At 73.9% G+C, this 22,514-nt stretch carries 17 protein-coding genes; 11 read left to right on the top strand and 6 right to left on the bottom strand.

The genetic code is table 11. From position 1 onward, the window contains the following. Positions 1-169: 169 nt before the first annotated feature. Positions 170-1,192 (bottom strand): AraC family transcriptional regulator, encoded by a 1,023-nt coding sequence (locus tag ACZ6SQ_RS08245; RefSeq protein WP_469557949.1) that lies wholly within the window; start codon positions 1,190-1,192, stop codon positions 170-172. Positions 1,193-1,381: 189 nt separating this feature from the next. On the opposite strand from ACZ6SQ_RS08245, the gene ACZ6SQ_RS08240 reads away from it, so the two are divergent. The 4 genes from ACZ6SQ_RS08240 to ACZ6SQ_RS08225 all read left to right on the top strand — a co-directional run bounded on the left by ACZ6SQ_RS08240 (position 1,382) and on the right by ACZ6SQ_RS08225 (position 5,642). After that, positions 1,382-2,488, top strand: a complete 1,107-nt coding sequence (locus ACZ6SQ_RS08240; RefSeq protein ID WP_469557946.1) for a TauD/TfdA family dioxygenase — start codon at positions 1,382-1,384, stop codon at positions 2,486-2,488. Then, positions 2,485-3,669 carry a YeiH family protein gene (locus ACZ6SQ_RS08235; RefSeq protein WP_469557944.1) on the top strand — a complete coding sequence of 395 codons (1,185 nt, stop codon included), beginning with the start codon at positions 2,485-2,487 and terminating at the stop codon, positions 3,667-3,669. Before ACZ6SQ_RS08240 ends, ACZ6SQ_RS08235 begins: the two co-directional genes overlap by 4 nt. Before the next feature lie 128 nt (positions 3,670-3,797). Continuing rightward, complete coding sequence (locus tag ACZ6SQ_RS08230; RefSeq protein WP_469557940.1) at positions 3,798-4,565, top strand: thioesterase II family protein; 768 nt, start codon at positions 3,798-3,800, stop codon at positions 4,563-4,565. A gap of 291 nt (positions 4,566-4,856) precedes the next feature. Further along, positions 4,857-5,642, top strand: a complete 786-nt coding sequence (locus ACZ6SQ_RS08225; protein ID WP_469558727.1) for a pentapeptide repeat-containing protein — start codon at positions 4,857-4,859, stop codon at positions 5,640-5,642. Positions 5,643-5,731: 89 nt separating this feature from the next. Here ACZ6SQ_RS08225 and ACZ6SQ_RS08220 read toward each other — a convergent pair whose 3' ends face one another. After that, the gene (locus ACZ6SQ_RS08220; protein ID WP_469558724.1) at positions 5,732-7,648 is read right to left on the bottom strand and encodes an ABC transporter ATP-binding protein; all 1,917 of its coding nucleotides are present in this window, start codon (positions 7,646-7,648) and stop codon (positions 5,732-5,734) included. A 151-nt stretch (positions 7,649-7,799) separates the two neighbouring features. Between ACZ6SQ_RS08220 and ACZ6SQ_RS08215 the strand changes: the two genes are divergently transcribed. The 3 genes from ACZ6SQ_RS08215 (at position 7,800) to ACZ6SQ_RS08205 (ending at position 10,937) form a co-directional block, all read left to right on the top strand. Next, a complete protein-coding gene (locus tag ACZ6SQ_RS08215; RefSeq protein ID WP_469557938.1) occupies positions 7,800-8,744 on the top strand; it encodes a lysylphosphatidylglycerol synthase transmembrane domain-containing protein in 945 nt (314 codons plus the stop codon). A gap of 81 nt (positions 8,745-8,825) precedes the next feature. Then, complete coding sequence (locus tag ACZ6SQ_RS08210; protein ID WP_469557935.1) at positions 8,826-9,590, top strand: crotonase/enoyl-CoA hydratase family protein; 765 nt, start codon at positions 8,826-8,828, stop codon at positions 9,588-9,590. Between the two features lie 249 nt (positions 9,591-9,839). After that, positions 9,840-10,937, top strand: coding sequence for a mechanosensitive ion channel family protein (locus tag ACZ6SQ_RS08205; RefSeq protein ID WP_469557932.1), 1,098 nt, complete (start codon positions 9,840-9,842; stop codon positions 10,935-10,937). Positions 10,938-10,964: 27 nt separating this feature from the next. On the opposite strand, the gene ACZ6SQ_RS08200 is transcribed toward ACZ6SQ_RS08205, so the two are convergent. After that, the gene (locus ACZ6SQ_RS08200; RefSeq protein WP_469557930.1) at positions 10,965-12,515 is read right to left on the bottom strand and encodes a M1 family metallopeptidase; all 1,551 of its coding nucleotides are present in this window, start codon (positions 12,513-12,515) and stop codon (positions 10,965-10,967) included. 210 nt (positions 12,516-12,725) lie between these two features. Here ACZ6SQ_RS08200 and ACZ6SQ_RS08195 point away from each other — a divergent pair, with 210 nt between their 5' ends. The 3 genes from ACZ6SQ_RS08195 (at position 12,726) to ACZ6SQ_RS08185 (ending at position 17,113) form a co-directional block, all read left to right on the top strand. Further along, complete coding sequence (locus ACZ6SQ_RS08195; protein ID WP_469557927.1) at positions 12,726-14,945, top strand: NADP-dependent isocitrate dehydrogenase; 2,220 nt, start codon at positions 12,726-12,728, stop codon at positions 14,943-14,945. Positions 14,946-15,058: 113 nt separating this feature from the next. Then, entirely contained in the window at positions 15,059-15,841 is a 783-nt protein-coding gene (locus ACZ6SQ_RS08190; RefSeq protein WP_469557924.1) for an N-formylglutamate amidohydrolase, read from the top strand. A 54-nt stretch (positions 15,842-15,895) separates the two neighbouring features. Then, positions 15,896-17,113: a cytochrome P450 gene (locus tag ACZ6SQ_RS08185; RefSeq protein ID WP_469557921.1), complete on the top strand. Its 1,218-nt coding sequence runs from the start codon at positions 15,896-15,898 to the stop codon at positions 17,111-17,113. 30 nt (positions 17,114-17,143) lie between these two features. Here ACZ6SQ_RS08185 and ACZ6SQ_RS08180 read toward each other — a convergent pair whose 3' ends face one another. The 3 genes from ACZ6SQ_RS08180 to ACZ6SQ_RS08170 are packed head-to-tail and all read right to left on the bottom strand — an operon-like array spanning position 17,144 to position 19,771. Then, positions 17,144-17,680 (bottom strand): hypothetical protein, encoded by a 537-nt coding sequence (locus ACZ6SQ_RS08180; RefSeq protein ID WP_469558722.1) that lies wholly within the window; start codon positions 17,678-17,680, stop codon positions 17,144-17,146. An 11-nt stretch (positions 17,681-17,691) separates the two neighbouring features. Further along, complete coding sequence (locus tag ACZ6SQ_RS08175; protein WP_386378206.1) at positions 17,692-18,330, bottom strand: RNA polymerase sigma factor; 639 nt, start codon at positions 18,328-18,330, stop codon at positions 17,692-17,694. A 7-nt stretch (positions 18,331-18,337) separates the two neighbouring features. Beyond that, complete coding sequence (locus tag ACZ6SQ_RS08170) at positions 18,338-19,771, bottom strand: S8/S53 family peptidase (RefSeq protein WP_469557918.1); 1,434 nt, start codon at positions 19,769-19,771, stop codon at positions 18,338-18,340. A 149-nt stretch (positions 19,772-19,920) separates the two neighbouring features. On the opposite strand from ACZ6SQ_RS08170, the gene ACZ6SQ_RS08165 reads away from it, so the two are divergent. After that, positions 19,921-22,485 (top strand): CHAT domain-containing protein, encoded by a 2,565-nt coding sequence (locus ACZ6SQ_RS08165; RefSeq protein ID WP_469558720.1) that lies wholly within the window; start codon positions 19,921-19,923, stop codon positions 22,483-22,485. Positions 22,486-22,514 lie beyond the last annotated feature (29 nt).

The raw sequence follows: 22,514 nt of genomic DNA, 5'->3' as shown, positions 1-22,514 counted from the left end.
GGCCTGCGCGGTGGTGCCAAGGTAGGGGCGGTGGAAGGGGCCCGCTTTGCCTGCGGTGACAGGTGACTTGTCAATCGGGGACACGGGAGCGGCGATACGGAGCCACCGCCGTGCGTGCCTGGTCCCGGCGGCTCAGCTGCCGTCCGGATGCGTGCCTGATCCCGGCGGCTCAGCCGCCGCCCGGCCCCGACGAGCCGGTCCGGGCCTTGCGCCACTCCCGCGGACCGGTGCCGAACTGTTCGTGGAACCACCGGGAGAACGCGCTCAGCGACGAGAACCCCAGCAGCGTGGAGACCTCGGTCAGCGAACGGCTGGGATTGGCGACGAACTGCTCCGCGAGCGCCCTGCGGGTCGCGTTGAGCAGCGAGGAGAACGTCTCCCCGCACCGGGCCAGATGGCGGTGCACGGTGCGCCGGTCGACACCGAGACTGCGCGCGATCTGCTCGATCGAGCAGCGCCCGGTCGGCAGCAGCGCCTCGATCAGGTCGCGCACACGGTCGGCCTCGGAGGCCTGGACGGGGGCCGCGACGGGCTCGAAGTACTGCCGGGTGTAGCTGCGCAGCTGCGCATCGGCCATGGCGTTGGGGGCGTCCAGGTCCTCGGTGTAGAAGACGATGCCGTTGAAGTCGCGGTCGAACTCCACGACCGGTCCGAACAGACGGCGGTGTCCGGCGGTGTCCCGCGGCGCCCGGTGGGTGAAGCACACCGACGACGGACGCCAGCGCGGGCCGAGGAAACCGCAGAGCACGCGGTGGAAGGCGCCCACGGCGAGCTCCGTGCCCTGCCGGGCCGGGCGTGGCTCGCCGAGCCGGAGGTCGACCTTGAGCGTGGCCACCCCGTTGCCCTCCGAGAGGCGGGCGTGCAGGACCTCGTTGTAGGTGTGCTGATGGCGGATCAGCAGGGCCAGCGCGCTGCGCACGTCGGGCTCCTCGCGCACCAGCAGGCTGATCGGCCCGAGGTTGGAGAAGCGTCGCAGCTCCGCCAGGAGCAGCCCGAAGTCCTCGCGCCCCGAGCGGGCGGCCGACAGTTCCAGCAGGCCGACCACCGCCGTGGCGGAGATCCACCGGTCCTGGACGGCGAGGTCCGCGGTGTCCAGGCCCACGCTCCTCATCAGCGTCCGGGGGTCGAGACCCAGCGAACGGCTCAGTTCGACGTAGCCGTTCAGCGCTGCGGTGCGGGCGAGAGGCCTCATGGACACGCTCCAGGGGCGGCGGGGTCCCCAGAAGTTAAGTTTCCCGTCCCTGTACGTCAAGCATCCGGGACGGGTGCTTCATAGCATCCCCGTTCGACGCGGCTCCGCGGCGGCGGTCCGGCCCGCAGCGCCCGGCCGCCGCGCCGCCGCCAGAAGCTGCCCGGCTCTCCAGACCTCGCGGAGGCGACCATGGCCGAAACCCCGGATGCGACGACCGTGCCGAGCGGGCCGTTCACAGGTCCCGCCCTGTGGTACGGACCCGAGGTGGCGGACCGCGACGACTGGGTCCTGACGCTGTCCGCCGGACACCGCGAGGAACTGCGTACGGCTGTGCGCACGGTCCGCCGGCGTGCCGCCCCACTGCTGCGGATGACGGTCGCCGACTTCCCGCTGCCCACGCTCGCCGCCGCACTCGGACGCGCCACGGCGGCACTGACGCGCGGCCGCGGCTTCGTCCTGCTCAGGAGCGTCCCAGCGGACCTGCTCGGCGAGGCGGAGGCGAGCACCGTGCTGCGCGGGATCGGCCAGTACCTCGGGCGGCCCGTCCCGCAGACGCCCGACGGCCGCACCCTCTGCCACGTCCGGGACGCCGGGGCGGCGCCCGGCGGTGCCGCGCCGCCCGCGTACCGGACCCGGGCGGCGATACCGTTCCACACCGCCGAGTCCGATCTGCTCGGCCTGCTGTGCCTGCGCCCGGCCCGTTCGGGCGGGCGCACTCTGCTGGCCAGTGCCGCGGCCGTGCACAACGCCGTGCTCGACGCCCGGCCGGACCTGGCCGGGCACCTCTACCGCAGTCATCACTTCGACCGTGACCGGGAGCGGACGCCCGACGGGGAGACCCCCCTGTCCTCCCCGCTGGTCACACGGCACGGCGACAGACCCAGCATGCGCTACGACCGCGGCCGCCTGGCCCACGGCCCCCACGACACCGAGGACGTCGACCGCGAGCTCTACGCCCTCATCGACACCACGGCCGCCTCCTCCCGTGTGCGGCTCGACCTGGACCTGGACCTGGGGCCCGGGGACCTGCTGCTGCTCGACAACCACGCGGTCCTGCACGCCCGGTCCGCCTACGACGACTTCGACGCCCCGCAGGACCGACGTCACCTGCTGCGCCTGTGGCTCGCCCGCCCGGAGGACACCGCCCCGGGCGAACGGGGTGCCGCACCGCCCGTCCGGCCCCCGACCCGGGCCGGGGTCGTCCCGCGCGATGTCGTCCATCCGCGCGGCCCGGGCGTGGCACGCCCCGGCTGCGGCTGTCAGCCGCCGCGCGCCCCCCGCGGGTGGCGGTCGTGAAGGGCACCGGCAGCTCCCCGTCGGGAACCGCCCGCCCCTCGCCCGGTGCCATCCTGAGCAGGAGTTTCGCCGCCCGGCTGCCCGGCCTCGCGCTCGCCGTCGGCATCGCCCTCGTGGCGACCGCGGCGGGACGGCTGGTGCCCGTCGTCGGCGGGCCGGTGAGCGCGGTGGTGCTCGGGATACTGGTCGCGGTGGCGGTGCGGCCCGGGGAACGGACGCGGCCCGGCATCGCCTTCGCCGGGCGCGGGGTGCTCCAGGCCGCGGTGGTGGTGCTGGGCGCGCAGCTCTCCCTCGGCCAGGTGCTGCGGGTCGGTGCCGGCTCGCTGCCGGTGATGACGGGGACCCTCGCGGCCTGTCTCGCGGCCGCCTACTGGATCGGGCGCCGACTGGGGGTCGTACGCGATCTGCGCACCCTGATCGGCGTGGGCACCGGCGTCTGCGGCGCCTCGGCGATCGCCGCGGTCACGCCGGTCATCGCCGCGGCCGAGGCGGAGGTGGCCTACGCCGTCTCCACCATCTTCGTCTTCAACGTCGCCGCGGTGGTGACCTTCCCCCTCCTCGGCCATCTGCTGGAGATGGACCCGCAGACCTTCGGCCTGTTCGCCGGCACCGCGATCAACGACATGTCGTCGGTGGTGGCCGCGGCCGCCACCTTCGGGGGCCCGGCGGCCGACCACGCGGTGGTGGTCAAGCTGGCCCGCACGCTGATGATCATCCCGATCTGCCTGGGCCTCGCCGCCCTCGCCCGCCGTCGCGCGCGGAAGGCGGACGAGAGGACGAGCGCAGCGGAGGACGCGGCGGAGGCGGTGGGCGGCGCGGCGGAGGCGGTGGGCGGCGCGGCGGCGGACGCCGTGGGCTCCGCGGCGGACGCGGGCAAGGCCGGTCCCGGCCGCGGGGCCGCGGGACCGCCGCGCGTCGGCCGGCTGGTGCCGTGGTTCCTCGTCGGCTTCCTCGCCCTGGCGGCCGTGAACAGCGCCGGTCTCGTCCCGTCCGCCGCCCACGCACCGCTCGGCACCCTCGCCGGCTTCCTGATCACCGTCGCCCTGGCCGCGATCGGCCTGTCCACCGATCCCGCCAGGCTGCGCCGCACCGGCCCGGCGCCCCTGCTTCTCGGAGGCTGCCTGTGGCTGGTGGTGTCCGCCACCAGCCTGGCCTTCCTCTTCCTCGACCGGTATCTGTGAGGGCCGTCGGCACGCGTCCGCCGCGCGGACCGCTGACACCACGCCGTCAGGCCGTGCCAGCGGCGTACGGCTCCACCCCGTCCTGCTCCTAGGGTGGCGGGCGACCGTACGACGAAGGGGAGCGGACCGTGGCCGAGACCTCGACCGGGAGCGCATGGATCCGGCGGTTCCACACGGCGCCGGACGCCCCCGTACGGCTGGTCTGCTTCCCGTACGCCGGCAGCGGCGCCTCGTACTACCACCCGCTCTCCCGGGCGCTGGCTCCGGACGTACAGGTGCTGGCGGTGCAGTACCCGGGGCGGCAGGACCGTGCCGACGAGCCGTGTGCCGAGGACCTCACGGTGCTTGCCGACCGGGTGGCCGAGGAACTGCTCGACCGGTGCGACCCGCCGTTCGTGCTGTTCGGGCACAGCATGGGGGCCGTGGTCGCCTACGAGGTGGCGCTGCGCCTCGAGGCGCTCGGGGTGCCGCCCCGGGGGCTGGTCGCCACGGGGCGGCGGGCGCCCTCGCTGCCGCGTGTCCGGCGGGTGCGGTTCGCCGACGACACGGAGCTGGTGACCGAGCTCAAGCGGCTCAACGCCGGCAACGAGGCGGTGACCCGGCTCCTCGACGACGAGGGCGTGCTGCGCATCGTGCTGCCGACGCTGCGCGGCGACTACCGTGCCATCGAGCGGTACCACCGTCCGTCGGCCCCTCCCCTGCGCTGCCCCGTCGTGGCGATGGGCGGCGACGCCGACCCCGTCACCCCGGTGGCGGACCTGGAGGCCTGGGAGCGGCACACCACGGCGTCCTTCCGTCTGCGGGTGTTCCGCGGCGGCCACTTCTTCCTGGACACGCACCCGGACGCGGTACGGCAGGAGATCCTCGACCACATCGCCGCGGTGACGCCTCGCTGACCCCGCCGGACGGAGGTCGGGCAAGCGGCCCTCGGCGTCTCCGGCGGCTCGGGCGTTCCCGGCGTCTGCGAGACTGGCAGACGTTCTCCGAGCATCCGGACGGGGTGCTCACCGCACCGCAGGAGCCGCACGTTGTCGCCACAGTCGCCACCGCCCTCGGCTTCCTCGTCCTCCTCGGGGCGCAGGCGGTCCGGCGCCGCCCGGGGGCAGGCACGGGACAAAGCAGCGGCACGGGACAAAGCAGCGGCGCGGGCCGAGACCGCCGACACCCCCTCGACCGACCGCAGCGCCCTGCAGGCCGACTGCGCCGAGTGCTTCGGCCTCTGCTGCGTGGCCCTCCCCTTCGCCAGGTCCGCCGACTTCGCGGTCGACAAGCAGGCCGGGCGCCCCTGCTCGAACCTCGACACCGGGTTCCGCTGCGGCATCCACGCGCGGCTGCGCGAGGAGGGCTACCGGGGCTGCACGGTCTTCGACTGCTTCGGCGCCGGGCAGAAGGTCTCCCAGGTCACCTTCGGCGGCACCGACTGGCGGCAGGCGCCCGCGACGGCCCCGCGGATGTTCGCCGTGTTCCCCGTGATGCGACAGCTGCACGAACTGCTGTGGTACGTCACCGAGGCCCTCGATCTCGCCGTGGCGCGGCCGGTGCACCAGAGGCTGCGACGCGAGCGGGCCAGACTGGAGGAGCTGACCCGCGGCGACGCCGACACGCTGCCGGCGCTGGACGTCAACGCGCTGCGGGGTGAAGTGAACGTGCTGCTGGTGCGGGTCGGCGAGCTGGTGCGGGCGCAGGTGCCCGGCCGGACCCGTGACCATCGCGGGGCCGACCTGATGGGTGCCCGGCTCGCCGGGGCCGACCTGCGGGGCGCGAGCCTGCGGGGCGCCCTGCTGGTCGCCGCCGACCTGAAGAACGCCGACCTGCGGATGGCCGACCTGATCGGCGCGGACCTGCGCGACGCCGACCTCGGCGGGGCCGACCTCACCGGCAGCGTCTTCCTGACCCAGGCGCAGGTGAACGCCGCCCGCGGTGACGCCGGCACCCGGCTGCCGGCGGCGCTGAGCAGGCCCGCGCACTGGTGACCCGGTCCCGGTGACCGCGCACCGGTGACGGCGGCGGGCCGTGGCCCTCACCACGACCTCCGCCGGGCCCCGGCCGGTCCCGCCTCCGCCTACGCCGCCACCCCCGCCGTTTCCGTCCCCGCCCCCTCCGCCACGTCCGTCCCGCTCCCGCGCTGCTGCTCGAACTGTGTCCGGTACAGCTCCGCGTAACGGCCCTCGGCGGCCAGCAGTTCCTCGTGCGTGCCGCGTTCGACGACCCGGCCCCGCTCCAGGACCAGGATCTGGTCGGCCGCGCGCACGGTCGACAGCCGGTGGGCGATGACGAGGGCGGTACGGCCCGCGAGGGCCTCGGTGAGGGCCTCCTGGACGGCCGCCTCGGAGGTGTTGTCCAGATGGGCGGTGGCCTCGTCGAGGATGACCACGCGCTGACGGGCCAGCAGCAGCCGGGCGATGGTCATGCGCTGGCGCTCGCCGCCGGAGAGGCGGTAGCCGCGCTCGCCCACGACCGTGTCGAGACCGTCGGGCAGGTCACGGACCAGGTCGTCCAGGCGGGCCCGGCGCAGGGCGTCCCACAGGTCCTCGTCGGGCGCGTCCGGCCGGGCCAGCAGCAGGTTCGCGCGGACGGTGTCGTGGAAGAGATGGCCGTCCTGGGTGACCATGCCGAGGGTGGCCCGAAGCGAGGTCTGGCTCACCTCGCGGACGTCCACGCCGCCGACCCTGACCGCGCCCGAGTCCACGTCGTAGAGGCGGGGCAGCAGTTGGGCGATCGTCGACTTGCCCGCGCCGGAGGAGCCGACCAGGGCCACGGTCTGGCCGGGTTCGGCGCGGAAGGACACGCCGTGCAGGACCTCGGCGCCGCCGCGCGTGTCCAGGGTCGCCACCTCCTCGAGGGAGGCGAGGGAGACCTTGTCGGCGGCGGGGTAGCCGAAGCGGACGTCGTCGAACTCGACGGCGACCGGTCCCTCGGGCACCTCCCGGGCGTCGGCGCGCTCCTCGATGAGCGGCTTCAGGTCGAGCACCTCGAAGACCCGCTCGAAGCTGACGAGGGCGCTCATCACCTCCACCCGCGCGCCGGCCAGCGCGGTGAGCGGCGCGTACAGCCGGGTCAGCAGCAGGGCGAGGGCGACGACGGCGCCGGGCTCCATGGTGCCGCGCAGCGCGAACCAGCCGCCGAGGCCGTAGACCAGGGCGAGGGCCAGGGCCGAGACCAGGGTGAGCGCGGTCATGAACGCCGACTGCGCGGTCGCCGTACGGACGCCGATGTCGGCGACCCGGCGGGCCCGGTCGGCGAACTCGGCGGACTCCTCCTCGGGCCGGCCGAACAGTTTGACCAGGGTGGCGCCGGGCGCGGAGAAGCGCTCGGTCATCCGGGTGCCCATGGCCGCGTTCAGCGTGGCCGCCTCCCGCTGCATCTTCGCCATCCGGCCGCCCATGCGCCGGGCGGGCACCACGAACACCGGCAGCAGGACCAGCGCCAAGAGCGTGACCTGCCAGGACAGGGTGAGCATGACGGCGAGGGTGAGCACCAGGGTGACCAGGTTGCTGACCACACCGGACAGGGTGTTGCTGAACGCCCGCTGGGCGCCGATCACGTCGTTGTTGAGCCGGCTGACGAGCGCGCCCGTGCGGGTGCGGGTGAAGAAGGCGACCGGCATGCGCTGGACGTGGTCGAAGACGGCGGTGCGCAGGTCGAGGATCAGGCCCTCGCCGAGCCGGGCCGAGAGCCTGCGCGCGAGGATGCCGAGCGCCGCCTCCACGACGGCGATCAGTGCGATGAGCAGGGCGAGCCGTACGACGGTGTCCTCGTCGCCGTCGGTCACGATCGCGTCGACGACCCCTCCGGCGAGGACCGGTGTCGCCACGGCGAGCAGCGCGGTGACGACCCCGAGCAGGACGAACAGGGCGATACGGGAACGGTGCGGGCGGGCGAACGCGGCGATACGGCGCAGTGTGGCGGCGGCGAACGGGCGGCGCTCCTGCTGGGCGTTCATGACGCTGTACAACTGCGTCCAGGCGGTGGTCTCCATGCTCATGGCCACGACCGTAGGACCTCAAGCGGCATTGAGGTCAAGGAGATGTGTCCGGTTCCCTCGGTGTAAGGCGCCGTCCGCGCTGCCGCTACCCGGCGTTGGCGCCGTGCGGAGAACCTGTCCGGATGTGACAGGGGTTCGAATTTCCGTGGGACGGCTCCGGCGGCGCGTCCCGGTGCGGCAGATCCTGTGCCTGCTTCCGGTGGCGCTGGTCGCCGTGCCGGCCGTGCGCCACCGTGACGTACTGGCCGACGGGTTTCGGCACTTGGCGCACGCGCAGTGGCCGTGGCTGCTCGCGGCGGGCGCGGCGACCTGTCTGACCTGGGTCGCGGCGGCGGTCGGCCGGCAGGGCGCGGTCGTGGAGCGGCTGCCCAGGCTGCGGCTGCTGGCCACCCAGTTCGCGGCGGGCGCGGCCAACCATCTGCTGCCGACCGGTCTCGGGGCGGGCGCGGTGAACCTCCGCTTCCTGACCGTGTGCGGGGTGCCGCTCGCCCGGTCCTCGGCGGCCCTCGCCCTGTTCCTGCTCGCCGAGGGTGTGGCCCGGGTGGGGCTGCTGGCGGTGCTGCTGCTGGCGTTCCCGCACGCGCTGCGGCTGGGCACCCTGCTGCCCGAAGGGGTGGGTGGTCCGCTGCTGTTCGGGCTGGGCGTGGGCGCGGTGGCGGCCGTGGCGGTGGTGCTGCTGGTCCGGAGGGTACGGGAGCCGGTGCTGCGGTTCGCGCGCACGGCGCTGGGCGAGGCCCGGTCGGTGCACACACGGCCCGCGCGGGCCCTCGCGCTGTGGGGCGGTTCGTTCGCGTTCCCGGCGCTCCAGGCGGCGGGGCTCGCCGCGGTGGGGACGGCGCTGGACCTGCCGGTGCCGCCCGCGCACATGGCCGTCGCCTATCTGGCGGCCACCGTCGCCGTCGCGCTGATACCGACGCCGGGCGGGATCGGTTCGGTGGAGGCCGCGCTGATCGTGGCGCTGGTCGCGGCGGGCGGCCCGGTGGCGGTGGCGACGGCGGTGGTGCTGGCGTACCGGATCATCACGGTGTGGGTGCCGCTGGTGCCGGGGGCCCTGACGCTGGGCGCGCTGGTGCGGCTGAAGGTGATCTGACGCCGGGGCGTGCCGTGGGGCGTGCCGTGGCCGGGCGGCGGTGGAACACTCGTGGTTCCCGAGCCGAGAAGGGGTTCCCGTATGCCGGTGCGCGTCGAACGCGAGGGTCATGTCACCACGGTCATCCTCTCCCGTCCCGAGGCCCGTAACGCCGTGGACGGGCCCACCGCCGCCGAACTGGCGGCGGCCTTCCGGGACTTCGAGGCGGACCCGGAGGCCCGGGTGGCGGTGCTGTGGGGCGAGGGCGGCACGTTCTGCGCGGGCGCGGACCTCAAGGCGCTCGGCACCGGGCGCGCCAACCGGGTCGCCGAGGACGGCGACGGGCCGATGGGGCCCACCCGGATGCGGCTGTCCAAGCCGGTGATCGCGGCCGTGGCCGGACACGCGGTGGCGGGCGGGCTGGAGCTGGCCCTGTGGTGCGATCTGCGGGTCGCCGAGGAGGACGCGGTGTTCGGGGTGTTCTGCCGCCGCTGGGGCGTCCCGCTGATCGACGGCGGCACGGTGCGGCTGCCCCGGCTCGTCGGTGCCTCGCACGCGATGGACCTGATCCTCACCGGCCGTCCGGTCCCGGCCCGTGAGGCGCTCGGCATGGGTCTGGCCAACCGTCTCGTGCCCACCGGCACCGCGCGGGCCGGGGCCGAGGCCCTCGCGGCGGAGATCGCCCGCTTCCCGCAGGCCTGTCTGCGCTCGGACCGTGCCTCGGTGCTGGACCAGGAGGGCCGGGGCGAGGAGGAGGCCCTGCGGGGTGAACTCGCCCACGGGGCGGCCGTGCTGGCGGAAAGCCTGGAGGGCGCGGCACGGTTCGCGGCGGGGGCTGGACGGCACGGGTCGTTCGAGGGACCGTGAGGTGCCGTGTCCCTGCGCCAGGTGTGCCGGGCCCGCCGCCCCGACTCGGCGTAACGGATGACCAGAAGCCCGACCACGTGCACGAACCGGTGTTCCCCATACGGCAGGATGAGCCCTCGCGCCGGTTCGTGACGGACGTCCGCCGGTGGCTGCGCACATCCCGAAACGAGCAGGTGACAACGTGACGAGACTTCACATCCGGCCGTCGGCGGCCCGTTCCGCCGCACCCCGTCTCCCCGGAGGTGACCGGTGACCCGCACGCTCACCGTGCACGACTACGTCGTCGCCGGGATCGTTCTGGCCGCGGGCCTGCTGGCGGCGTTCGTGCTGCGCGTCGGCTTGCGCTGGCTGGGCAAGCAGGCCGACCGCACCCGCTGGGACGGCGACGACGTGATCGTGGACGGCCTGCGCACGGTGCTGCCGTGGGCCGCCGTACTGGGCGGCGCGGCGGCCTCGGGGGCCGTGCTGCCGCTCACCAGGACCGTGCAGCGGCATGTGAACCAGACGCTGACCGTGCTGCTGATCGTCGCGGCGACGGTGGCCGCCGCGCGGGTGGTCGCCGGTCTGGTGCGCACGGTGACCGAGTCCCGCTCCGGGGTCGCCGGTTCGGCCACGATCTTCGTGAACATCACCCGGGTCGTGGTGCTGGCCATCGGCGGCCTGGTCGTGCTGCAGACGCTGGGCATATCGATCGCCCCGATGCTCACCGCCCTCGGTGTGGGCGGTCTGGCCGTCGCGCTGGCCCTTCAGGACACGCTCGCCAATCTCTTCGCGGGCATCCACATCCTCGCCTCCAAGACCGTGCAGCCGGGCGACTACATCCGGCTGAGCAGCGGCGAGGAGGGCTACGTGACCGACGTCAACTGGCGTCAGACCACGATCCGTTCACTCTCCAACAACCTCGTCATCATCCCCAACGGGCAGCTGGCGGGGACGAACATGACGAACTACAACCACCCCGAGCAGGAACTGACGATCCTGCTCCAGGCGGGCGTGGCCTACGACAGCGACCTGGAGCACGTGGAGCGGGTGACCGTCGAGGTGATCGCCGAGGTGATGCGGGAGATCACCGGGGCGCTGCCGGAGCACGAGCCGGCGGTGCGGTTCCACACCTTCGGCGACTCGCGGATCAACTTCACGATCATCCTGGGTGTGGGCGAGTTCAGCGACCAGTACCGGATCAAGCACGAGTTCATCAAGCGGCTGCACCGCCGCTACCGCGCGGAGGGCATCCGCATCCCGGCGCCCACCCGCACGGTGTCGCTGGAGCAGGGCGCGGTGGTCATCCCGCAGCAGCGCGCGAGCGCCGCCGAGCCGGGCGAAGTGTCCTCCGCCCGGCTCGACTGACGGCTCACCGGGCCGTCACACCACGGCTCAGAGGGTCGCCGAGTTCTCGTGGTAGTGCCCGCCCCTGCGGCTGTGCGGGGCGGTGAGCGCCGAACTCACCGGCGTCACCGTCCAGTCGGGGTGGCCGGGCATACGCGGGGTCCTGGTGCCGTAGAGCCAGTCCCGCAGGAAGCCGGAGAGGTCCTGGCCGGCGGCCTGCGTGGCGACGGTGATGTAGTCCTCGGTCGAGGCGGAGCGGCCCCGGAACCGCTCCAGGAAGGTGCGCTCGATCGTGTTGAAGACCGCCTCGCCGACCTGCTGCCTCAGGGCGTACAGGACGAGCACGCCGCCGAGGTAGCGCTGGCTGTCGAAGAGGTTGGCCTCGTTCGGCGCGGCGACCGGGCCGGAGGACTTGCGCCACTGGTCGCCGCGCGCGTACGTGTCCTTCATCCGGGCTTCCATCGTGGTCAGCCCGAGGGAGTCGGCCCAGCCGCGCTCGTAGCGGTAGAGCAGGCCGTAGAAGTCGGCGTGGCCCTCGTTCAGCCAGAGGTCGGCCCAGGTGGCGGGGCTGACGCTGTTGCCGAAGTAGGAATGCACGAGCTCGTGCATCATGTGCGAGGCGATCTTCGGCTCGGCCTGGAGCAGGTAGTTCGGCTTGTAGAGCGTGAGGGTCTGCGTCTCCAGGCCGGTGAAGTCGAACGCGGCCGGATCGTCGGAGTTGCACGGAAGCAGGCCGTACGTCTCGAACGGGTACGCGCCGAGCCGCTCCTCGATCCAGCTCACCAGGTTGGGGGTGAGGGCCAGCGCGGGTTCCAGCGCGGCGGCGCGGGCGACCGGGACGACGTCGCGCAGGGGCAGTCCGTGGGGGCCGGAGCGCTCCTTGACCGTGTAGTCGCCGACGGTGATCTGCACCAGCTCGGTGGCCATCGGCTCGCGCGAGGTGTAGGTGTACGCGGTCCGGCCGTCGCCGAGGTCCTCGGTGGAGACGAGCGAGCCGCTCGCGACGCCGCGCAGTCCGGCGGGGACCGTGATGCGGAAGGTGAAGTCCGCCTTGTCCACCGGGTGGTCGTTGCAGGGGAAGAGGGTGTGCGCCGAGTTCGGCTGCGGGCAGACCGCGAAGCCGTCCGGCGTGGGCACCCAGGCGGTGTGCGCGAGGGTGCGGCGCGGGTCGGCCGTGTACCGGACGGTGATCTCGGCGTCCCGGCGGGCGCGCAGCGCCGTCGCGGGGGTGATCCGCAGCTTCTCGCCCTCCTGGGCGTACGCCGCGTCGGTGCCGTCCACCTGGACGGCCGCTATGTCGAGGCCGAGGGCGTCGAGGGAGAGGCGGCTGAGCGCCTGCGTGGTCCGGACGGTCAGCCGGGCGGTGGCGCCGACGAGCCGGGTCGTGGCGTCCCAGACCAGGTCCAGGTGGTAGCCGCAGACGCGGTAGCCGTCGTTGCCGAGGCTCGGGAAGACGGGGTCACCGAGGGTCTCGGGGCCCTGGACGGGCGGGTTCTTCGGGCGCTTCCCCGTGGCGGCGTGGGCGGTGCTGCCGGCGCTCAGTGCCACGGCGGTGCCGATCAGGGCGGCCGGGGCGGTCACTCTGCTGCGATATCTCATGGTCCGCTTTCACTCGGGCGGCCGGCTGGTCATGTCCGGCCGTCTCGGATGAGATGACGATCACCCTTCATGACCGCAAGATCACCCTCCCCGGTTGCGTCCCGGCGCAAGCGATCCGTGGCCGCATCCGGCCGGACCCCTGTCGAGGCGCGGCCGATCACGAGATATCTTGATGTCGAGCAATGTTGCAGACGTGGAGCGGAGCACCCGGTGACTGACTCGACCATCATCTATACGCACACTGACGAGGCCCCGGCCCTGGCGACGTATTCCTTCCTGCCGGTGGTCCAGGCCTACGCCTCGCAGGCGGGTGTCTCTGTGGAGACCCGGGACATCTCGCTGGCCGGGCGCCTCATCGCGGTGTTCCCGGAGTACCTCGACGAGGACCAGCGCATCCCGGACGCGCTGACCGAGCTGGGCGAGCTGGCGAAGACGCCCGCGGCCAACATCATCAAGCTGCCGAACGTCTCGGCCTCCATCCCGCAGCTCAAGGCCGCCGTGGCCGAGCTCCAGGGCCAGGGCTACGCGCTGCCGAACTACCCGGACGACCCGAAGACCGACGAGGAGCGGGAGATCAAGGCCCGCTACGACAAGGTCAAGGGTTCCGCCGTGAACCCGGTCCTGCGCGAGGGCAACTCCGACCGCCGCGCCCCCGCCTCGGTGAAGAACTACGCCAAGACCCACCCGCACCGCATGGGCGCCTGGTCCGGCGAGTCGAAGACCAACGTGGCGACGATGGGCGAGAACGACTTCCGCTCCACCGAGAAGTCCGCGGTGATCGCCGAGGACGGCGCGCTGCGCATCGAGCTGGTGGCCGAGGACGGCGGCACCACCGTGCTGCGCGAGTCGGTACCGGTGCTCGCCGGTGAGGTCGTCGACGCCTCCGTGATGCGCGTCGCCCACCTGCGCGAGTTCCTGACCGCGCAGGTCGCCCGCGCCAAGGCGGAGGGCGTGCTGTTCTCCGTGCACCTGAAGGCCACGATGATGAAGGTCTCCGACCCGATCGTCTTCGGCCATGTCGTGCGCGCGTTCTTCCCGAAGACCTTCGCGCGGTACGGCGAGGCGCTGGCCGCCGCCGGCCTGTCCCCGAACGACGGTCTCGGCGGCATCCTCAAGGGCCTGGAGTCGCTGGCGAACGGCGCCGAGATCAAGGCGTCCTTCGACGCCGAGATCGCCGAGGGCCCGGCCCTGGCGATGGTCGACTCCGACAAGGGCATCACCAACCTGCACGTGCCGTCCGACGTCATCGTCGACGCCTCGATGCCGGCCATGATCCGCACCTCCGGCCACATGTGGGGCCCGGACGGCCAGGAGGCCGACACCCTCGCGGTGCTGCCGGACTCCTCCTACTCCGGTGTCTACCAGGCCGTGGTCGAGGACTGCCGCGCGAACGGCGCCTACGACCCGTCGACCATGGGCTCCGTCCCGAACGTCGGCCTGATGGCGCAGAAGGCCGAGGAGTACGGCTCCCACGACAAGACCTTCGAGATCGCCGCCGCGGGCACGGTCCGCCTGGTCGACCGGGCGGGCAACGTCGTCATCGAGCAGCCGGTCTCCGAGGGCGACATCTTCCGCGCCTGCCAGACCAAGGACGCCCCGATCCGCGACTGGGTCAAGCTGGCCGTCACCCGCGCCCGCGCCACCGGCGACCCGGCCGTCTTCTGGCTGGACGAGACCCGTGCGCACGACGCCAACCTGATCGCCAAGGTCGAGGCGTACCTGGCCGAGCACGACACCGACGGCCTGGACATCCGTGTCCTCGCCCCGGTCGAGGCCACCAAGCTGTCGGTGGAGCGCATCCGCCGCGGCGAGAACACCATCTCGGTGACCGGCAACGTCCTGCGCGACTACCTGACCGACCTCTTCCCGATCCTGGAGCTGGGCACCAGCGCCAAGATGCTGTCGGTCGTCCCGCTGATGGCGGGCGGCGGCCTGTTCGAGACGGGCGCCGGCGGCTCCGCGCCGAAGCACGTCCAGCAGCTGGTCAAGGAGGACTACCTGCGCTGGGACTCCCTCGGTGAGTTCTTCGCGCTGGTCCCGTCCCTGGAGCAGTACGCGGCCGCCACCGACAACCCGAAGGCCAAGGTCCTCGCCGACACCCTGGACCGCGCCACGGCGACCTTCCTCAACGAGGACAAGTCCCCGACCCGTCGCGTCGGCGGCATCGACAACCGCGGCAGCCACTTCTACCTGTCCATGTACTGGGCGCAGGAGCTGGCGCAGCAGTCCGACGACGCCGAGCTGGCGAAGGCCTTCGCCCCGCTCGCCGAGTCCCTCGCCGCGAACGAGTCGAAGATCGTCGACGAGCTGAACGCCGTCCAGGGCAAGCCGGCCGACATCGGCGGCTACTACCAGCCCGACCCGGCCAAGGCCGCCGCCGTGATGCGTCCCTCCGCCACCTGGAACGCGGCGCTCGCGTCCCTGAGCTGACGCCTCCCGGCACACCCGACGACTCCGCCCCGACCGGTGCAACCGCCCGGCCGGGGCGGAGTCGTCTGCCCCGCCGCCCGCTCGGCCCGCCCGTACGACCTGGGAGACCTCGTATGTCCTACGCCGTCCTGCCCGGCGCCCCCGACTCGCCCGTCCTGCTGCACGTGCCGCACTCGGCGCGCGCGATACCCGCCGAGGCACGGGCCGGGATCGTGCTCGACGACGCGGCGCTGGAGCGGGAGCTGGACCACATCACCGACGCGCACACGGACGGTGTCGCGGCCGCGGCCGCGGAGCTCGCGGGCCTCACGCCCTGGCGGTTCGTGAACGGGCTGTCGCGGCTGGTGGTGGACCCCGAACGGTTCCCGGACGAGCGCGAGGAGATGCTCGCCGCCGGCATGGGGGCCGTGTACACGCGCACCACGCACAAGGAGGTGCTGCGGGAGGCGGACACGGACCCGGAGCCGCTGCTCGAGCGGTACTTCCGGCCGTACGCGCGGGCCATGGCCGACGCCGTGGCCGGCCGGCTCGCGGCCACCGGACGGGCCGTGATCGTCGACGTCCACTCCTATCCCGCGAAGGCCCTGCCCTACGAGCTGCACGGCTCCGGGCCGCGGCCGCCCGTGTGCCTGGGCACCGACTCCTTCCACACCCCGCCGGAGCTGCTCGCGGCGGCACGGGAGGCGTTCGCGGGCATCGGGGAGACGGGGCTGGACAGCCCGTTCGCGGGGACGTACGTGCCGCTGGAGTACTACGGGCGCGATCCCCGGGTGGCGGCGCTGATGGTGGAGATCCGCCGGGACACGTACATGACCGAGCCGGGCGGACCCGCCGGTCCCGGACTCGCCCCGCTCGCCGAGGCGCTGGCCCGTCTGGTGGACGCGGTGCCGAGGTAACCGGCTGGAGCACTCCCGCGCGACAGGCGGCGCCGGGGCGGCGAGGGTGAGGGCATGACCGAGGAGACCACCACGCTGACCGGGCAGGCGCCGCCGACCGTGCGCAACTGGCCCGCGCTGGACGTGCCGGGCACGGACTTCGACCCGGTGCTGGACCTGCTGATGAGCGAGGGCCCGCTGGCCCGCATCACCCTGCCGCACGGCGAGGGCTGGGCGTGGCTGGCCACCCGCTACCAGGACGTCCGGCAGATCACCGACGACCCGCGGTTCGGCCGCGCCGAGCTGACCCGACGTCAGATCACCCGGATGGCACCGCACTTCGGGCCCCGCCCCGGTTCGCTGGCGTTCACCGACCAGCCCGACCACGACAGGCTGCGCGAGGCGGTCGCGGACGCGTTCACGGCCGACGCTGCGAAGCGGCTGCGGCCGAGGGCGCAGGAGCTTCTCGACGAGCTGGTGGACGACGTGGTGGGCCAGGGCCCGCCGGCCGATCTGGTCGAGCGGGTGCTGGAGCCGTTCCCGGTCGCCGTGGTCGCCGAGGTGATGGGAGTGGGCGCGGCCGACCGGCCGCGGGTGCGCTTCTGGACCCGCGAGATCGCCGCCGGTGACGCCGAGGCCGCCGAGCGGGCCAGGGGCGAGCTGTACGGATGGATCGCCGAGACCGTGCGGGCCCGCGCCGGCGGCGACGGCGACGACGTGTACGCGATGCTGGGCCGGTCCGTCGCACGGGGCGAGTTGGACGAGGAGGAGGCCGTGGGCCTGGCCGGACCGCTCCAGACCGGCGGCGAGGCGGTCACCCACAACTGCGGGCAGATGCTGTACCTGCTGCTCACCCGGCGGGATCTGCTGCGCCGGATGCGCGAGGCGCCCGAGGAGCGCGGCCGGGTCGTCGACGAGCTGCTGCGGTACGTCCCGCACCGCAGCAGCGTCGGCCCGGCGCGGATCGCGCTGGAGGACGTCGAGGTGGCCGGCCACCGGATCGGCGCCGGGGAGCCGGTGTACGTCTCCTACCTCGCGGCCAACCGCGACCCCTCGGTGTTCCCCGACCCGCTGCGCATCGACCCCGACCGGGAGCCGAACGCGCACCTGGCCTTCGGCAACGGCACCCACCACTGCACGGGCGCGGCGCTGGCCCGGATGCAGGCCGAGCTGCTCGTCGACACCCTGCTCGACCGGCTGCCCGGCCTGCGGCTGGCGGTCCCCGCCGAGGACGTGCCCTGGCGGACCAGGACGATGCTCCGGGGACCGCGCAGCCTGCCGTGCACCTGGTGACCGTACGGTGTCAGGCCCCGGACCCGGCTCTCAGGCGCGCAGCCACTCCGTGACCACCACCTGACCGCCGGTCCGCAGCCGCAGCGCGAACGGCCCCGACGGGGCCACATCGCTGCTGAAGCGGCCCAGCGCGTCCGCGGCGAGCGTGTCGGGCGTGGAGGGATGCGGTCCGCCCAGCACCTCGATGCCGGCCGGCTGGGGCGGGATCACCTGCCCCATCAGGCCCTCCCCGGTCACCTCGATGTCGACCGTCAGCTCGCCCGCCCGGAAGGTCAGCATCCGCGGCGGGTCGGCCGCTCCCCTCACCGGAATGGAGTCGACCAGCGAGTCGAAGGTCAGCTCGGCGACCCGGGCGTCCAGGTCGTGCAGCAGAAACGCCTCGACGGCGATCTGCCGCAGCGCGGCCGGAACCGGGTCGAGGACGGCCTCGGCGCGCCGCAGCTCCTCCTCCAGCAGACCCGTGTCGAAGGAGTCCTCCCCCAGGTCGTCGCTGTCGTGTCCGGCCTCGCTGTCGTAGCCGGCTTCGTCGTCGTGGCCGTTGTGGTCCATGTGGCCGTTGTCGTCCATGTGTTGGCCGTTCACAGCGCTCCCCGTGCGTCGATTCGGGCGCGCAGCCGCCGCAGGCAGCGCTGGCGCAGCGGTCCGATGCTGCCCACGGCGATCCCCAGGGCCGCGGACACCTCCTGGTACGTGGGCGGCGGCGAGGCCATGAGCACCCGCAGCAGTTGCCGACAGCGGTCGCCGAGGGCCTCGAACTCCTGCCACATACGGCGGATCCGCTCGGTCTCGGCGGCCGCCTCCTCGGAGTCCAGCACCGACTGTTCGGGTGTGCGGTCCTCGCTGACCCGGTCCAGGAGCTGCGGGTCGTCGGTGGGGGTCAGCCGCTTCAGGCTCTTGATGACCTTCAGGCTCTCGTGCCGCGCCGTGCTGGCGAGCCACGAGCCCGCCTTGTCCGGTTCCCGCAGCCGCCCCAGATGCTGGGCGAAACGGAACCACACGGTCTGGTAGACCTCGTGCGCGTCGGCGTCGGACAGCCGGTGCGCGCGCACCACTGACCACACCAGCGGGCTCATGCCCTCCACCAGCGCTTTCCAGGCCGCCGCGTCACCCTCGACGGCGGACTGGACGAGCGCGCCGACATCTGCACGGTCCACGGCCCCACCCCTCGTGTACGGCCTGTCATCGTACGCCGTGGAGGGGCATGCTCCGATCCTCATCCGGGCCTCACGCGGTGGGCGCGACCGGCACCGCGCGCCACCCGGCCGGGCGCAGCGCGGGCACGTGCGCGCCCCGCACCTCGGCGAACTCGGTGTTGGCGGCGAGCAGTTGCTGCCGGGCCAGACGCGGGTCGGTCAACTGGTGGGCGGTCATATGGGCGGCGATCATCCCGGCGACGACGGGGGTGGCGAAGGAGGTGCCGCTCCAGCTCGCGAAGCCGTCGAACATCACCTGGTCGGCCTTGCCGCTGCCGTTGGTCTGCCGCTCGGTCAGCTCGCCGGTGTGGCTGGGGGCCTGGCAGGTGCAGGCGTAGGTGAAGCCGTAGCGGCAGGCCTCGTAGGTGGAGTGCTGGTAGACGTACGGCACGGGGGTGTTGAAGCCGGTGAAGGCGCTGGTGAGGCGCTCGCCGGGGGCGTAGGCGTGCACCCAGGGGCCGTGGTTGGAGAAGCAGGCGCCGAACTCGCCGTCGCCGCGCAGGGCTCCGACGGAGAGCACGGCGTGCTCGTAGGCGGGCAGGCTGGAGTAGGCGGCGGGCCAGAAGGGGGTCGCGCTGCCGTTGTTGCCGGCGGCGGCGACCAGCAGGGTGCGCTGCTGGAGCAGTTCGGCCATGAAGTTCTCGACGCCGAGCAGGCCGTCGAGGCGGCCGTTGGAGGTGCCGGCGGACAGGGAGAGGATGTCGGGCCAGCCGCTGTGGTCGACGGCCTCGAAGAGCTTCTCGCCGAACTCGGACTCCAGGATGGCGCCCGCGTCGGTCAGCGCGTTGCTCACGGTGATCTCGGTGTTGGGCGCGACGGCCGCGACGAGCCCGGCGATGAACGTGCCGTGGCCGACGTACTGCTGGAGTATGCCCTGGTCGTCGGTCTCCCGGGTCTGCGCGTCGCCCTGGGTGTGCGCCAGGGGCTGGTAGGAGCGGTAGTCGTTCATCAGGCCGGTGTCGACGACGAGGACGCCGACCGCGGTCTCGGGGTCGTAAGGCGTGGTGTCCAGACCGGGGTTGGGGGCCTCGGTGCGGGCGACCGGCTCGGGCTCGTCGCCCGGGCAGGCGTTGACGGCGATGGACACCAGGTGGTTGCGGCTGACCAGACGGCGTCCGGCGCGGCCCTCGGCCTGGCGCAACGACCGCAGGGCGGCGGCCACTTCGCGGTCGCCGCCGCCGGCGCGCAGGCCCTGGCCCGGGTCGCCGACCTGGATGCGGGTGATGCCGGAGCGGTTGGTGGGCGGGCCCGCGCGGCGGATGGTGTCGGCGGTCAGTCCGGGCGCCTCGGTGAAGTGGGCGCGCACGGTGTCCTCGACGAGCCGGGCCTCCTCCCCGTCGCGGGCGAGGACGACTCCCTGCTCGTAGATGAACTCGGCGGAGTCGTCCGGTCCCATGGCCAGGGGGACGTCGGGCAGCGAGCGCTGGATCTGGTCGAACTGCTCGTGGAATCGCTGTGGTGCCATGGCGGGTCCTCCCAGTGGGGCACGTGTCGTCAGACAGAGCCGCGGGTCCGTTGCCTGATACAGACCCAAGGCCATGTGACACGGTTCCGCGGAGCACTACCATCCGTTGCGTGACAGCGGGAAGCGACACGGTGCTCGAACTGCTGCCGATGGTGTTCGCCGCCCCGAACGAGGCTCTCGCGCGGGCGCGCGGTGTGCTGGCGTCGGACGCGCCGCCGCTGCACGCCTCCGTGGCCCACCAGGTCATCGGCATCTGGCAGCGGGACTTCGGCGATCTGCGGCTGGCGCTGCACCATCTGCGCCGGGCCCGGGACTGCGCGGCGCGCGCGGACTCGGCGGAGCGTGAGGCGGACGTACTGGGCACGCTGGGGGTCGCGTTGGTGCACGCGGGGCGCACCCGGCAGGGGCTCGCCGCGTTCGAGCGGGGCGTGCGGCGCGGCAGCGGACACACCCGCGCGCGCGTGCTGTACCGCCGGGCGTACGCCTGGTGGGTACTGGGGCACCACCGGCGGGCCCTGGAGGACGTACGGCGGGCGATCCCGGTGCTGCGGCAGGCGGACGACGTGATCTGGACGGCGCGGGCGCTGACGCTGCGGGCCACGGTGCATCTCGCGCTGGGCGCGGTGGACCGTGCGGACGCCGACTTCACGGCGGCGGAGGCGCTGTGGGACACCACAGGCCAGGAGCACGACAAGGCGGACGCGGTGGAGAGCCGGGGCCTCGCGGCGTTCCGCGCCGGGGACATCCCCGCGGCGCTGCGGCTGCTGGACGAGGCCGAGGGACGCTACGCGGCGCTGGGCACACCGACGTTCATGCTGAACATCAGGCGCTGCGAGGTGCTGATGGCGGCGGGACTCGCGCCGGAGGCGCTGGCCGAGGCGGACGCGGCGATCGCCGCGCTGGACGGGATCGGCGGCCAGTCGACGCGCAAGGCGGAGCTGCTGCTGGCGGCTGCCCGCGCGGCCCGGCTGGCGGGTGACCCGCACACGGCGATCGCCCGCGCGGCACTGGCGGTGCGGCTGTTCGCCGGTCAGCGGCGCATGTGGTGGGAGACGCACGCCCGGCTGGTGCTGATCGAGGCGCGGGTGGCGGCCGGCCGGCACGCGGGCCGGATGGTGGCGGACGCGGCCGCGGTGGCCGAGCGGCTGGCGTCCTTCGGGGCGCCCTCGGCGCCGGAGGCCTCGCTGCTCGCGGGCCGGATCGCCCTGGAGCTGGGCTGGCGGGAGGACGCCGAACGGCATCTGGCCGCGGCGGCGCGCAGCCGGCACGGCGGTCCGCCGCTGGCGCGGATCACGGGCTGGGCGGCGCAGGCGCTGCGCGCCCAGGCCGCGGGTTCGGGGCGGGGGGTGCTGGAGGCGTGCCGGCGCGGTCTGGCCGTGCTGGACGACCACCGGACCACCCTCGGCGCCTCGGAGCTGCGGGCGCGGGCGACCGAGCAGGGAGCGGAGCTGGCGGCGCTGGCACAGGGGGCCTCGCTGGCGGCGGGCGGCTCACGGCGGCTGTTGCAGTGGAGCGAGAGGTGGCGCGCGACGGCACTGTCCGCGCCCCCCACCCGGCCGCCGGGCGACCCGGCGCTCCAGCGCGGGCTGACGGCCTTCCGGGAGATCGCGGCGCGCGCGGAGGCCGCCCGGATGGAGGGGCGGCCGGTCCCGGCGCTGGAGCGCGAACAGCGGCGGCTGGAACGGGAGATCCGCTCGCTGACCCTGCACATCCGCGGCGACGCGCCCGGCGGCGGCGACCGGTTCGACGTGGCCCGGCTGCTGGCGGCGCTGGGCGGGACCCGGCTGGTGGAACTGGCGGTGGTGGACGGCCGGGTGCATGTGCTGCTGTGCGGCGGCGGGCGGGTGCGGCGGTTCGAGGCGGGGCTGCTGGCCGAGGCGGTGGCCGAGGCCGAGCATGTGCAGGCGGGGCTGCGGAGGCTGGCGCATCCGGGGGCGGAGGCCCGGCTGCCGCTGGTGGAGGCCATGGGGCGGCGCCTGGAGGAGCTGCTGCTCGGCCCCGCGGCGGCGCAGCTGGGCGGCGGGCCGGTCGTGATCGTGCCGCCGGGCCGGCTGCACCGGGTGCCGTGGGCGCTGCTGCCGTCACTGCGCGAGCGGGTGCTGAGCGTGTCGCCGTCGGCGGGCAGCTGGCTGCGGGCGCACGAGACGGCTCCCCCGCCCGGCGGGCGGCATGTGCTGGTGCGCGGGCCCGGTCTCGCCACCGGCGGCGCCGAGGTGCCCGAGCTCGCGGGCCGTTACGGCGCTCCGACGGTCCTGGAGCAGGACGAGGCGCGGGCGCCCAGGGTCCTCAGGGAACTCGACGGAGCGGCGCTGGCGCACATCGCCGCGCACGGCGCCTTCCGGGCCGACAGTCCGCTGTTCTCCTCCCTGCGCATGGCCGACGGCCCGATCGTCGTCCATGACTTCGAGCGTCTGGACCGCAGTCCGTACCGGATCATCCTGTCCTGCTGCGACACCGCCCGGTTCGCCTCCGTCGGGGCGGACGAACTCCTCGGTCTGGTGACGGCGTTGCTGCCCCTGGGCACCGCGGGCGTGGTGGCGTGCAGCGCGCCCGTGAACGACGAGGCCGTGGTGCCGCTGATGCTGGCCCTGCACAAGGGGCTGGCGGCCGGGCTGTCGCTGGCGGAGGCGCTGCGGGACGCACGGGCCGCGGTGCCGGACGACGCGGTGCACCAGGCGACGGGGTGGGCGTTCACGGCGTTCGGTGCGGCGTGAGGGCGGGGGCCCGGGGGCGGGCCTGACGG

The organism is Streptomyces sp. NPDC048600 (assembly GCF_055587025.1).
The sequence above is the reverse complement of the archived record's forward strand: the minus strand, read 5'-3'. Positions and strand labels throughout refer to the sequence as shown.